The sequence below is a fragment of the Pseudomonas sp. LM13 genome (assembly GCF_041381355.1).
Classification (GTDB): Bacteria; Pseudomonadota; Gammaproteobacteria; order Pseudomonadales; family Pseudomonadaceae; genus Stutzerimonas; species Stutzerimonas frequens.
Genome location: NZ_JACBXH010000065.1, coordinates 1 through 12,867, shown reverse-complemented (window position 1 = coordinate 12,867; position 12,867 = coordinate 1). Strand labels below are relative to the sequence as shown.

Below are 12,867 nucleotides of genomic sequence, written 5' to 3'. Positions count from 1 at the left end.
CTAGGGCGCGGGCCTCATCGCGCAATGCACGCGCTTCCCGGAGGCTAACCTTCGGATAGGTGCCCAGCGACATTCGTTTCTGTTTGGTAGCCCAATAATATCTGAAGTGCCAAGACTTTCCGCCAGAGGCAGATACCGCCAGAGACAGGCCATCGAAGTCGGTGAGGGTATAGTCTTTGCCAGTCGCCCGAGCCTGCCGGACAGTGACGTCTGTGAGCGCCATGGTATAGCTCCTGAACATAGGTCAGGGCTAGATACTTGTCTCGCAGGGCACACTCCTCCAGCAACAATCCGGAAACCGCGCACCCCGCAAAGATGGACTTAAAAGTGGACTTAAACGTCCTGGCTGGGGGTGGTTTACAGTGGATTTCGCTGGAACGAAAAAAGGGCCTTACGGCCCTTGTTTCAATGATCTGGAGACGTCAGTGGATGTCTCTAGATCACAATTTGGAGCGGGAAACGAGACTCGAACTCGCGACCCCGACCTTGGCAAGGTCGTGCTCTACCAACTGAGCTATTCCCGCATTACTTGCAGCAAAATTGGCGTCCCCTAGGGGACTCGAACCCCTGTTACCGCCGTGAAAGGGCGGTGTCCTAGGCCACTAGACGAAGGGGACGCTGCCCGGAAGCTACTGCTTTACTCCGGCTTTCAGCGTGTTGCGTTTGGCGCTTCACGCTGCAAGTGGCGCGCATTCTATGGAGGCCTCGAATAGCCGTCAAGCATTGTTTTCAAAAAAATTTCATCTCATCCTCGACCAACAACCAGAGCTATCGGCCACACCGTCAAGCCACTACACTCAGGCAAAAAGCCAGCGGCTCGAGAGGTACAGTCAAGTGTCTCCATTAATGATCACAGGGTTAGTCCTGGCCGGTCTGCTCGTTCTAGTCTTCATCGTCTACTCCATCCAGATCGTCGAGAAGAACAATCTGGAAAAAGCCCGGAAACGCGCAGACCTCACTGACCGTTGTCGCCGCTGCGCCAACCTGTCCGAAGGTCTGCCTGGCCAGATGGTTACCCCCGCGTTGAAGCTGCTGCTGACTCGGATGGAGCTGAGCCTTAGCGAGCGCCTGCTACCGCTGGACAAGGGCAACGACAAACTGGCTGCGCGTATCCAGGCCCTGCGCGCCGACGTGGCCAAGGGTGATGCGCTCGAGGTCCGCAACCCGCCAAGACAGATACTCACCGAAACGCAGGCCAAGGAAAGCCGTTTCATGCTTGAGGATCTGCATGCCCAGATCGTTCACGCGACCAAGGAAGGGCTGCTTGAGCAGGCAGAAGCCAAGCGCTGGGTGCAGGATATCCAGCGCATGTTGGCCATTCTGCACATCGAGTTCTTCACCGGACTGGGCAAGCTGGCGCTACAACAGAACCAGCCCCAACGTGCACGCCTGGCATTCGAACGAGGGATTCAGCATATCCGCCGTCAGGCAGTACCGGCTCCCTATCAGGCCCAACTGAAACAGTTGGAGGCGCTGCTCGAGCACGCCAATGCGCTGGTGCTGAAGAACGAAGTACCCAAAGCAGACGAATCCAGTGAGCTGGCCGAAGGCATGAAAGCCTTCGACGATGAAGACCTGTGGAAGAAGAACAATGTCTACTGATTGCGTCTGTGCAGCCCAGCCGGCCAGATCGCATGCAAACAACCACAGCGGAGTGCAATGATGTCCTTGACCGTGTTTGGCGCCCCCCTCTCTCCATTCGTTCGCAAAGTGCGCGTTTGCCTGAACGAGAAAGGCCTCGATTACCGGCTCGAAACGGTGATGCCTTTCACGCCACCCCAGTGGTACTACGAACTCAATCCCCTGGGCCGTATTCCAGCGCTCAAGGACGGCGAAGACTGCACACTCGCCGACTCCAGCGTCATCTGCCAGTACCTGGAGGAGGCCTATTCCGATACGCCGTCCCTGTATGGCGATGACGCCCAGCAATGTGGTCAGATACGCTGGCTCGAGAAATACGCGGACTACGAACTGGCACCACTGACCACGTTCACCGTGTTCCGTAACCGCATCCTTAAACCGATGTCAGGCCAAGCCTGTAATGAAGAAGCGGTGCAGGCGGCATTGCAGCAGAAATTGCCGCCGCATTTCGACTATCTCGAGCAGCAGCTGGGTCAGCGGGGTTTCTTCGTTGGCGACGAGCTATCGATGGCGGACATCGCCATAACCTGTCAGTTGATCAACATGGCACATGGCGGCGAGCACCTTGATGGCCAAAGCTGGCCGGGCCTGACTGCACACCATGCACGCATGCTCGAGCGGCAGTCGGTCAGTAGCCTGTTGCCGGACGAGCAGCGCATGAACAACAAGCTCAAGGAGATGGGCAAGGCCGCTGCGACCTGAGTCGCCACGCCACGACCGGTGCCTGCAGCGGACGCGGCAGGCACCGCAGAGCGTTCAGACAATCGCCTGTTCAGTCCCGCCTTTCCAGCAGCTTGCTGCCGACCCATTGCCGAGCATACTGATAGGCGCAGCGCCCGTTGCGATTGCCGCGCCCGGTGGCCCAGCGAATCGCGTCCTTTTCCAGCGCTTCGTCCCAATCCCACTGCAAGCACGCCCTGCCCGCCAGCGAATCGATCCAGTGGCGCACCACACTGAGGTAGTGCTGCTGGCTGAAGGGATAGAACGACAACCAGAGGCCGAAACGATCGGACAAGGCAATCTTGTCCTCCACCGCCTCGTTCGGGTGCAGCTCGCCGTCCACCATCTGCCAGTTCTCGTTGTCGCTCTGGCGCTCCGGCACCAGGTGACGGCGGTTCGACGTGGCATACAGCAGCACATTCTCCGGCGCACGCTCCAGGGAACCGTCGAGCACGCTCTTGAGCACCCGGTAGTCACCCTCGCCCGCCTCGAAGGACAGGTCGTCGCAGAACAGCACGAAGGCCTGGCGCTGCCCTGAAAGCAGCTCCACCACGCGCGGCAGATCCGCCAGGTGGTCGCGCTCGATCTCGATCAGGCGCAGCCCACGGCCGGCATACTCGGCCAACAGAGCGCGAATCAGCGACGATTTTCCAGTACCACGGGCGCCCCAGAGCAAGACGTGATTGGCGGGCAGGCCATCGACGAACTGCTGGGTATTGGCAGCCAGCAGATCACGCTGCCGGTCGATGCCGATCAGGTCGTTCAGACGCAGATCGAGATTGACCTCGAGCGGCGCCAGATAGCCGCTTCGGCCGTCACGCTGCCAGCGCGCCGCCAGCGTATGCTCCCAATCGATAACGGGCGGCTGCGCGGGCAGCAACGGCTCGATACGCGCCAACAGGCCTTCGGCACGCTGCAGGAAGGCTTTCAACTCGACATCCATGATTGACTCCAAACAGAAAAAGTCCGGCCGAAGCCGGACCAGACATCAACGCCTGCAAAAGCTATCGATCCCGCGCCGCTCGTGTTTCAGAGCAGCGCCTCGATATCCGCCGCCAGCGCCTGCGGCGCGGTACGCGAGGAATAGCGCCGCACCGTGCGGCCCTGATCGGCGATAAGAAACTTGGTGAAATTCCACTTGATCGCCTTGCTGCCCAGCAGGCCGGGCGCGCGCTTCTTCAGCTCGATGAACAGCGGATGGGCGTCGCCGCCATTGACCTCGACCTTGGCGAACAAGGGGAAGGACACGCCGAACCGGCGCTCGCAGAAGGTGGCGATCTGCGCCTCGCTATCCGGCTCCTGTCCGCCGAACTGGTTGCACGGAAAACCGAGCACGACCAGGCCTTGCCCACCGTAGCGCTGCCAGAGCTCCTCCAGCCCCTTGTACTGCGGGGTGAAACCGCATTGGCTGGCAGTGTTGACCACCAGCAGCACCTTGGCATCGAAATCGGCGAGCGTCTTTTGCGCGCCGTCGATGGTCACGCAGGGGATATCGAACAAAGGATCACGCATGCTGACTCCTTGCGGTTCAGGCTTCGCGGGGCTTCAGGTCGAGCGAGGCCGAATTGATGCAATAGCGCAGGCCGGTCGGTTTCGGGCCGTCGGGGAAGACGTGACCCAGGTGGGCATCGCAGCGGGCGCACCTGACCTCGATCCGGTGCATGCCATGACTGAAGTCGTCCAGGCTGGCGATGGCGGTATCGCTGACCGGCTGGAAGTAGCTGGGCCAGCCGCAGCCGGAATCGAACTTGGCGTCGGCATCGAACAGTGGCGCATCACAGCAGACGCAATGGTAGACGCCCGGCGTCCGGGTATCGTTGTACTTGCCGGTGAAGGGGCGCTCGGTGGCGCCGAGCCGGCAGATCTGGAACTGCTCATCGGACAGCTCCTCACGCCAGGCGTCGAGCGGTTTTTCCAGCTTGTCCATCGGTAGCCTCCTCGGGGTCTGTTCGCGTTTCGTCCCATGGCCACGACCTGGCGCACCGGTTGTTTGGAACGCACACGAAGCGCAACAGCACGCTATATAAAAAAGGCCGATCTGTACCTTTTCCGGTGGTCGGGCCGCACGTATCATGCCTCCCTCTTCGACGCCTAGTCTGGCAGCGGGGTTTCCGACTGCCAAGGCGCCCGGGTTCATGCCAAACGTGACCAGCCATTTCCGGAACTGGCACGTTTTCACTTCGGGACACTCAGGATCATGCAGGTCAGCAAATCGAACAAGCTCGCCAATGTCTGTTACGACATCCGTGGGCCAGTGCTCAAGCACGCAAAACGCCTGGAAGAGGAAGGCCATCGCATCCTCAAGCTGAACATCGGCAACCCGGCGCCGTTCGGTTTCGAAGCACCGGAGGAAATCCTCCAGGACGTGATCCGCAACCTGCCCACGGCCCAAGGCTACAGCGACTCGAAAGGCCTGTTCAGCGCCCGCAAGGCGATCATGCAGTACTACCAGCAGAAGCAGGTAGAAGGTGTCGGCATCGAGGACATTTACCTCGGCAACGGCGTGTCCGAGCTGATCGTGATGTCCATGCAGGCGCTGCTCAACAACGGCGACGAAGTGCTGATCCCGGCACCGGACTATCCTCTGTGGACTGCTGCCGTGAGCCTGGCCGGCGGCAAACCGGTGCACTATCTCTGCGACGAGCAGGCTAACTGGTGGCCAGACCTGGCCGATATCAAGGCCAAGATCACGCCGAACACCAAGGCCCTGGTGCTGATCAACCCGAACAACCCGACCGGCGCGGTCTATCCGAAGGAAGTGCTGGAAGGCATGGTGGAGCTGGCACGCCAGCACAAGCTGGTGCTGTTCTCCGACGAGATCTACGACAAGATTCTCTACGACGACGCGGTGCATATCTCCACCGCCTCGCTCGCGCCGGACGTGCTCTGCCTGACCTTCAACGGCCTGTCCAAGTCCTATCGCGTCGCCGGCTTCCGTTCGGGCTGGGTGGCGATTTCCGGCCCCAAACACAAGGCACAGAGCTATATCGAAGGCCTGGACATCCTCGCCAACATGCGCCTGTGCGCCAATGTGCCGTCGCAGCACGCCATCCAGACCGCACTCGGCGGTTACCAGAGCATCAATGATCTGGTACTGCCGCCGGGTCGCCTGCTCGAACAGCGCAACCGTACCTGGGAGCTGCTCAACGACATTCCGGGGATCAGCTGCGTCAAGCCCATGGGCGCGCTGTACGCGTTCCCGCGTATCGACCCGAAGATCTGTCCGATCCATAACGACGAGAAGTTCGTGCTCGACCTGTTGCTCGCCGAGAAGCTGCTGATCGTTCAGGGGACGGCGTTCAACTGGCCGTGGCCTGACCACTTCCGCGTGGTCACCTTGCCCCGAGTCGATGATCTGGAGCAGGCCATCGGGCGCATCGGCAACTTCCTCAAGACGTACCAGCAGTAACCGATGGATCTGCAGATCGACGACTTCTACAGGGACGCCGCGGGCAGCCTGCTCGCGCTGTACCAAGCGTTTCCGCGCAAGATCGCGCTCTACGTGGAAGACCTGATCGGGCGGGAAGAGCCGGACGAATTCGGCCTTCCCTCCAAACGCCATCAGAGCTGTCTGGGCGCCCTGCTCTGGCTCGCCGACGAAGGTTATCTGCGCTTCGAAAGTACCATCCAGTTCCAAGCCCTGGACCAGGCCGTGCTTACCGAGAAGGGCTTCATCCGGCTCACGCGCGCCGTTCCCAGGCAGTCACCGGACGACCGCACCCTGCCTCCCAGCGTATTGCGCATCCAGGCCAGCCTCGCCCACCAGCTTCGCGACGCGCTGAAAAGCGGGCACAGCGAACGCATCGCCCATCTAGCCCGCTTGTTGTTCGAGAACTATCCCGGCTCGCCGCAGCACTCCAGCCTTGGCACGTAGGCGACATAGCTTGAAATAGTCGTTCGGTTGAATAGCTCAAGGGCGCGCCTTATATAGCCTATCGTTCTTCCATTCCTACCCTGGAGTCTGCCGCAACATGATGCGCATTTTCTTGTTCCTGGCCACCAACCTTGCGGTCCTGGTCATTGCCAGCATCACCCTGAAGTTGCTCGGGGTCGATCGCTATACGGGGCAGAACTACGGCAGCCTGCTGGTTTTCTGTGCGGTGTTCGGCTTCGCCGGATCGCTCATATCGCTGTTCATCTCGAAGTGGATGGCCAAGATGAGCACCGGCACCGAGATCATCAGCCAGCCGCGCACCCGTCATGAGCAGTGGCTACTCCAAACTGTCGAGCAGCTTTCCCGCGATGCCGGCATCAAGATGCCCGAAGTCGGTATCTTCCCGGCCTATGAGGCCAACGCGTTCGCCACCGGCTGGAACCGGAACGATGCGCTGGTCGCCGTGAGTCAGGGCCTCCTCGAGCGGTTCTCTCCTGACGAAGTGAAGGCGGTGCTGGCCCATGAAATCGGCCACGTTGCCAATGGCGACATGGTCACCCTGGCGCTGATCCAGGGCGTGGTAAACACCTTCGTGATGTTCTTCGCACGCATCTTCGGCAACTTCGTCGACAAGGCGATCCTGAAGAACGAAGACGGCCATGGCATCGGCTACTTCGTCGCGACGATTTTCGCCGAACTGGTACTCGGCCTGCTCGCCAGCATCATCGTCATGTGGTTCTCACGCAAACGCGAGTATCGCGCCGATGAGGCAGGGGCTCAGCTGGCCGGCACGACTGCGATGATAGGCGCCCTGCAGCGCCTGCGCGCCGAGCAGGGCCTGCCGGTGCATATGCCCGATACACTCAAAGCGTTCGGTATCAACGGTTCGCTAAAGCACGGCCTGGCCGGTCTGTTCATGACGCACCCGCCGCTGGAAGACCGTATCGAGGCCTTGCGTCAGCGCGGCTGACAGCGCATCGATACAGCAAGGGCGACGTAAGTCGCCCTTTTCGTTGGTCCCATGCAGACCCGTTACCGCATACAAGGAATCGCCATGCGCCGTCTGATGTTCATTTGTTGTGCCCTGCTCGCGCTTGCCGGCTGCCAGAGCGCCTACTACTCGGCAATGGAAAAGGCGGGCATCCACAAGCGCGACATCCTGGTCGACCGGGTCGAGGATGCAAGAGACTCGCAACAACAGGCCAAGGAGCAATTCAAGGACGCGCTGGAGCGCTACCGCAGTGTTGTCGAGGTCAAAGGCGGCGACTTGGAGAAACGTTACGCCGCGCTGAATCGCGAGTACCAGGCTAGCGTGGCGAGCGCCCGAGACGTGCGCACGCGCATCGAAGACATCGAGGACGTCGCCGAAGCGCTGTTCAAGGAATGGGAAAGCGAGCTCAAGCAGTACAGCAATGCCAGCCTGAAGGCTGCCAGTGCCAAGGAGCTCAGCCGGACCCGAGCCGAGTACCGAAGCCTGATACAGCGCATGAAGGCAGCCGAGCAGCGTATCGAGCCGGTCTTGAGCGTATTGCGCGATCAGGTGCTGTTTCTCAAGCACAACCTCAACGCGCGCGCCATCAGCTCATTGCACGGCGAGTACCGAACGCTGCAGGGCAATGTCGATCAGCTCATGAATGACATGCAGCGCGCGATCGACGAAGCCGACAGCTTCATTCGCCGCCTGCAGGCCGAAGGCTGATCGGCCTGCGGCGGGCGGCTCACTTCCGCTGCAACCGATAGAACTGCTCTTCGAGGCGCTGCAGACCCCGCTCACGCATGCGCGGATTGCTCTGCAGCACTTCCTTGGCTTCCAGTTGCTCGATCTCCCACGCCGAAGCATAGAGCGCATTCACTTCACGATGATCGACCGCGAACGGCGGGCCATCCATCTCGGATTGTTCATAATCCAACGTGACCAGCAGTTGTTGGCAGCCTGCCGACAGGATAGCGGTCAACTGCTCGGCATAGCGCTGTCGCATGGCAGGCGGCAGCGCAATCAGTGCGGCGCGATCATAGACAGCTCGACACGCCGCAACGTCGTCAGACGCAAGCGCGAAAAAGTCTCCGCAGCGGATCTCGAGTGCGCCGCAGCGATAGACCTTAAAGGCTCCCTCGCAGGATACGCTGGGCTCCAACCGCTGCTCGCTGAAGAATGCCTGGACAGCCTTCTCGCTCAGCTCCACGCCCAGAACCCGATGCCCCTGACCGGCCAGCCAGGCGAGGTCCAGACTCTTGCCGCACAGTGGCACCAGGACTGTCGCCCCTGCCGGAAGCGCGAGGGCGGGCCAGTGGCGACGCAGACCTGGATGCACATCGTCGAGGTGGAAACCGATCTCGTTGCGAGCCCAACGCTCCTGCCAGAATTGTTCGTGCACCTGCCATTCTCCATTGCGTGATGGCGGCAGCTTACCAGAGCGATACAGGAGGCTCAGCCGGTGTAGAGCTCTGCCTCGACGTCGACCCCGGCATCGCGCATCTGCGCGAGCTTGTAGCGCAGGGTGCGCGCGCTGATGCCTAGCCGATCGGCGGTTTCCTTGCGGCGCCCACGTTCGGCACGCAAGGTATCGATGATCAGCTGAAACTCCCGGCGGCGCAGGTCATCGCCCAGAGCCGAGGCGACTCCGGCGATCGGCGGGACGGACTCCGCGCATGCCGGCAGTGAGACTGGAGCCGCGACGCCGCCTGACGGCATGCCTGGCGCCGTCAGACACAGGTCCTGAGGCTGGATCAGGCCACCCTGCTGAAGTATCAGCGCGCGCTGGACGGCGTTGTCCAGCTCGCGCACATTGCCCGGCCAGGCGTACTCGATCAGGCAACGCTGCGCAGCCGCGGACAGCCTCGCCGGCGGCTGGCGCATCTTGCGCGCATGATTGGCCAGCAAGCGCTCCGCCAGCGGCAGGATGTCCGCCGGCCGCTGACGCAGCGGCGGCCAGGCCAGCGGGAACACCGACAGTCGATAGAACAGATCTTCACGGAAGCGACCCGCTGCCACCTCGCCGGCCAGGTCGCGGTTGGTAGTCGCCAGTACGCGGATATCCAGGGCGATGGCCTTGCGTGCACCGACCCGTTCAACCTCGCGCTCCTGCAGCACACGCAGCAGCTTGGCCTGCAGTGCCAGGGGCATCTCGGAAATCTCGTCAAGCAGCAGCGTGCCGCCATCGGCCTGCTCGAACTTCCCCGGCTGGCTGGCGATGGCGCCGGTGAATGCGCCTTTCTCATGCCCGAACAAGGTCGCCTCCAGCATGTTGTCAGGGATCGCCGCACAGTTGATCGCGACAAAAGGTTTGCCGGCACGTGGCGAATGCTGGTGGATGTAGCGCGCCAGCACCTCCTTGCCGGTCCCTGATTCCCCGGAGATCAGTACCGTCGAATCGCTCTGCGCAACCCGCGAAGCAAGACCCAGCAACTGTTGGCTGGCTGGCTCGCATGCCACGGGCCCGTCAGCCTGACCGGATCCGCACACACCGGCGACGTGCCGATCGACCAACTCAAGCAGAATCTGCGGCTCGAACGGCTTGACCAGATAGTCCGCCGCACCTTGCCGCATGGCATCGACGGCCCGCGCAACAGCCCCGAAGGCGGTCATCAACAGCACCGGAACCTGCGGGTGATACTGCCGGATCAAGGCCAGCAACTCGTGGCCATCCATACCCGGCATATTCACGTCACTGATCACCAGGCCGAATGGTTCCTGCTGCAGGGCAGCTAACGCAGCCTCGGCACAATCGACCGCGCGATATGGATGGCCAGCCAGCTGAAGCGTATCGCCCAGCGCTTCGCGCAGCGCGTGATCATCCTCGACCAGCAGAATCTTGGCAGTCATGATCACTCCGGTCCGACTCGTGGGAGCAAAGGCAGCGTCAGCAAGGCACAGGTGCCCCGCCCCGGGCGTGATCGGAGCTGCAGCCCACCCCGATGCGCTCGGGCAACCGCCTGTGCCACTGCCAGCCCCAGGCCGGTTCCGGTCGCGCGAGTAGTGAAAAAGGGTTCGCCGAGGCGCGCCAGGACATCGGCGGCTATTCCGCAGCCGTTGTCGCTGATACAGATGCGCAACGTCGAGGAGCGCCGATAGAAGTGGACCTTCAGGCGAAGGTCGCCGTTGCTGGCCTGTCGCGCGTTCTCGATCAGATTCAGCAGCGCGCCAACCAGCGTGTCACGATTGCAGAGCAGCTCACCGTCACGTACTTCGCACTGCCAACGCACCGCGGCACCCTGAACCTGGCTATCGGCCGCCGAGCGCAGGGCAGCCATCAACGCGAACGGGCTCAGCCGATCATTCAGCGGAAGGTCCCCTCGCGCGAACACCAGCATGTCTCGGACCTGATGCTCAAGCTCGTGCAGCCGCGCCTTGATATTTCCGGCGAAGCGCTGCTGCAGCTCCGCGCTGAGTCCGCCCTGCTCTAGGTGACTGGCATACAACAGGGCACTGGACAGCGGCGTTCGCACCTGATGCGCAAGCGACGCAACCATCCGCCCTAGCGCAGACAACCGCTCATGGCGAGCCAGCTGATCCTGCAGACGACGAGTTTCAGTGAGATCGGTCAGCAGCACCAGCTGTCCCGGCTCGCCACTAAGCGAGCGCGTGGCGATGGAAAGCCGGCGCCCGCTGCGCAAGGAAATCTCGTGGCCATCGTCGCGACGCGGTGCGAAGCTGCGCGCGATCACCTCACGCCACAAGGCGCCCGTTAGCGGCTCCCCAAGCAACTCCAACGCCACCGGATTGGCATCGCATACCACGCCTTGGCCGTCGATCACGACTACACCGCCCGGCAGCAGGTCGAGCACGTTCCGTAGCCGCTGCGCCAGTCGCTCCTTCTCTTCGAATTCCTGGCGTCGCAGCTCGCCAGCTTCGGCCAGCCGCCCCTGAAGCTCGGCGACCCGCGTATGCAACAGCCCCTCGGATTCGCTCAGTTGGCAAGATATCCGATCGAACAGCCTCAAAGACTGCGCCAGGGTACGCTCGTCGTTGCGCTCGCACGGCCCGATGGAAGGCTCGGTGACAGCTTTCAAGGTTCACTCACGCCTGTCAAAAGATGGTCGGTGAGTGGAGGCGAGCAATCTTCGTGCCCATCAGAGATCAGCGGACAGCTAACGCTGCAATGAAAAAGGCCGCCCGATCAGGCGGCCTTGACTGGCTTGGCAGGTGCTATTCCGCCTCGTCATCCCGACGATTCATGCCGTACTTGCGCATCTTTTCCACCAGCGTGGTTCGCCGAATACGCAGGCGCTCGGCAGCACGCGCCACAACGCCGCCAGCGTCTTCCAACGCCTGGTGGATCAAACCCTGCTCGAGATTGCCAAGGTATTCCTTAAGATCCAGTCCCTCCACCGGCAGCATCGCCTGAGCTTCCGGGACGACCATAGGTGCGCTGATGGCCGCGCGCTCCTCCATTTCCTCGTTGAGGCTGGTGGCGTATTGCTCGTCATCATCGTCGACATGGCGAAATTTCTTCGGCAGTTCCATCACGCCGATAACGCCATAGGGATGCATGATTGCCATGCGCTCGACGAGGTTGGCCAGCTCACGAACATTGCCCGGCCAGTCATGTCGGCACAACGACATGATCGCAGCCGAATTGAAGCGGATGGAGCCGCGCTTCTCATGCTCCATGCGCGAGATCAGCTCGTTCATCAACAGCGGGATATCTTCGACCCGCTCGCGCAGAGGCGCCATCTCGATCGGGAAAACGTTGAGTCGATAGTAGAGATCCTCACGAAAGGTCCCCTCCTCGATCATTTTTTCCAGGTTCTTGTGGGTGGCTGCGATGATGCGCACATCCGCGCTCTGAGTACGGTTGCTGCCCACCCGCTCGAAGGTGCGCTCCTGCAGGACGCGCAGCAGCTTGACCTGCATCGGCAGCGGCATGTCACCGATCTCATCGAGGAACAGGGTTCCGCCCTCGGCCAGCTCGAAACGCCCTGAACGAGCCGTAATGGCTCCGGTAAAGGCGCCTTTTTCGTGACCGAACAGTTCGCTCTCAAGAAGCTCTGCGGGAATCGCACCACAGTTGACGGGGACGAACGGACCCTGCCGGCGCTTGGAGTGATAGTGCAGATTACGCGCGACGACTTCCTTGCCGGTTCCGGACTCACCGAGGATGAGCACGCTTGCCTCGGTGTCAGCGACCTGCTGCATCATTTGCCGGACATGCTGTACCGCACGACTGGTGCCGACCAGGCTACGAAACAGATTCGGCTCACGCTGCCGGCCCCGGGATTTGGCCTGATCGTACATCTCCCGATAGATCTGCGCGCGATGCAGGGAATCGAGCAGCTTGTTATAGCTGGGTGGCATCTCCAGGCTGGTCAGCACCCGACGGCGTATCTCTTCCGGCCAGTCAGCCGGTGCTGGCTCGCCAATGAGCATCAAGGGAACATTCTCGTCCCACTTGCCCATCTGTTTGATCAGCTCGACCGCTCCCCCACGAGCATTGACATCGCCGAGCAAGACGCCGATGACAGCATGACTGGACTCCAGGCCAGCAACCGCCTCCTGCCACTCGCTACTGGAACAAGCCAGATGATCTTCGCTGAGGAAGTTCAGGATGACCGCCAGGTCTCGGCGGCGGTCTCGATCATCGTCTATCAACAAAATTTTGGTTTCACGCCACATCTTGTTTATAGGGCTCTAA

The 12,867-nt window shown here is 61.4% G+C and carries 14 protein-coding genes and 2 tRNA genes; 6 read left to right on the top strand and 10 right to left on the bottom strand.

Going from position 1 to position 12,867, the window contains the following annotated elements; genetic code table 11:
- The 3 genes from HZR81_RS22480 to HZR81_RS22470 all read right to left on the bottom strand — a co-directional run.
- On the bottom strand, positions 1-223 hold a 223-nt coding region (locus tag HZR81_RS22480), incomplete at its 3' end, for an Arm DNA-binding domain-containing protein (RefSeq protein ID WP_500129304.1).
- A 225-nt stretch (positions 224-448) separates the two neighbouring features.
- Positions 449-524 (bottom strand) — tRNA-Gly (locus HZR81_RS22475).
- A 17-nt stretch (positions 525-541) separates the two neighbouring features.
- Positions 542-617, bottom strand: a tRNA-Glu gene (locus tag HZR81_RS22470).
- A gap of 229 nt (positions 618-846) precedes the next feature.
- On the opposite strand from HZR81_RS22470, the gene HZR81_RS22465 reads away from it, so the two are divergent.
- On the top strand, positions 847-1,602 hold the full coding sequence (locus HZR81_RS22465) for a VHS/ENTH/ANTH domain-containing protein (RefSeq protein WP_348834822.1): 756 nt from the start codon (positions 847-849) through the stop codon (positions 1,600-1,602).
- Positions 1,603-1,662: 60 nt separating this feature from the next.
- The gene (locus HZR81_RS22460; RefSeq protein WP_500129303.1) at positions 1,663-2,343 is read left to right on the top strand and encodes a glutathione S-transferase family protein; all 681 of its coding nucleotides are present in this window, start codon (positions 1,663-1,665) and stop codon (positions 2,341-2,343) included.
- Between the two features lie 70 nt (positions 2,344-2,413).
- Here HZR81_RS22460 and HZR81_RS22455 read toward each other — a convergent pair whose 3' ends face one another.
- The 3 genes from HZR81_RS22455 to msrB form a co-directional block, all read right to left on the bottom strand.
- Positions 2,414-3,304, bottom strand: coding sequence for an ATP-binding protein (locus tag HZR81_RS22455; RefSeq protein WP_125867896.1), 891 nt, complete (start codon positions 3,302-3,304; stop codon positions 2,414-2,416).
- Positions 3,305-3,390: 86 nt separating this feature from the next.
- Positions 3,391-3,873 carry a glutathione peroxidase gene (locus HZR81_RS22450; RefSeq protein WP_253750607.1) on the bottom strand — a complete coding sequence of 161 codons (483 nt, stop codon included), beginning with the start codon at positions 3,871-3,873 and terminating at the stop codon, positions 3,391-3,393.
- Between the two features lie 16 nt (positions 3,874-3,889).
- Positions 3,890-4,288: a peptide-methionine (R)-S-oxide reductase MsrB gene (gene msrB / locus HZR81_RS22445; RefSeq protein ID WP_013983197.1), complete on the bottom strand. Its 399-nt coding sequence runs from the start codon at positions 4,286-4,288 to the stop codon at positions 3,890-3,892.
- Positions 4,289-4,558: 270 nt separating this feature from the next.
- Between msrB and HZR81_RS22440 the strand changes: the two genes are divergently transcribed.
- The 4 genes from HZR81_RS22440 (at position 4,559) to HZR81_RS22425 (ending at position 7,934) form a co-directional block, all read left to right on the top strand.
- Positions 4,559-5,770 (top strand): pyridoxal phosphate-dependent aminotransferase, encoded by a 1,212-nt coding sequence (locus tag HZR81_RS22440; protein WP_063539812.1) that lies wholly within the window; start codon positions 4,559-4,561, stop codon positions 5,768-5,770.
- 3 nt (positions 5,771-5,773) lie between these two features.
- On the top strand, positions 5,774-6,235 hold the full coding sequence (locus HZR81_RS22435) for a hypothetical protein (protein ID WP_208216267.1): 462 nt from the start codon (positions 5,774-5,776) through the stop codon (positions 6,233-6,235).
- A gap of 97 nt (positions 6,236-6,332) precedes the next feature.
- Entirely contained in the window at positions 6,333-7,205 is an 873-nt protein-coding gene (gene htpX / locus HZR81_RS22430; RefSeq protein ID WP_063539814.1) for a protease HtpX, read from the top strand.
- An 84-nt stretch (positions 7,206-7,289) separates the two neighbouring features.
- Entirely contained in the window at positions 7,290-7,934 is a 645-nt protein-coding gene (locus HZR81_RS22425; protein ID WP_500129302.1) for a DUF2959 domain-containing protein, read from the top strand.
- Positions 7,935-7,953: 19 nt separating this feature from the next.
- Here the strand turns inward: HZR81_RS22425 and HZR81_RS22420 are convergent, their stop codons facing one another.
- The 4 genes from HZR81_RS22420 to HZR81_RS22405 all read right to left on the bottom strand — a co-directional run bounded on the left by HZR81_RS22420 (position 7,954) and on the right by HZR81_RS22405 (position 12,848).
- Positions 7,954-8,610, bottom strand: coding sequence for a thiopurine S-methyltransferase (locus HZR81_RS22420; protein WP_500129301.1), 657 nt, complete (start codon positions 8,608-8,610; stop codon positions 7,954-7,956).
- A 53-nt stretch (positions 8,611-8,663) separates the two neighbouring features.
- Positions 8,664-10,058, bottom strand: a complete 1,395-nt coding sequence (locus HZR81_RS22415) for a sigma-54-dependent transcriptional regulator (RefSeq protein ID WP_500129300.1) — start codon at positions 10,056-10,058, stop codon at positions 8,664-8,666.
- A 2-nt stretch (positions 10,059-10,060) separates the two neighbouring features.
- Complete coding sequence (locus HZR81_RS22410; RefSeq protein WP_500129299.1) at positions 10,061-11,245, bottom strand: sensor histidine kinase; 1,185 nt, start codon at positions 11,243-11,245, stop codon at positions 10,061-10,063.
- A 136-nt stretch (positions 11,246-11,381) separates the two neighbouring features.
- Entirely contained in the window at positions 11,382-12,848 is a 1,467-nt protein-coding gene (locus tag HZR81_RS22405) for a sigma-54 dependent transcriptional regulator (protein WP_500129298.1), read from the bottom strand.
- Positions 12,849-12,867: the final 19 nt, after the last annotated feature.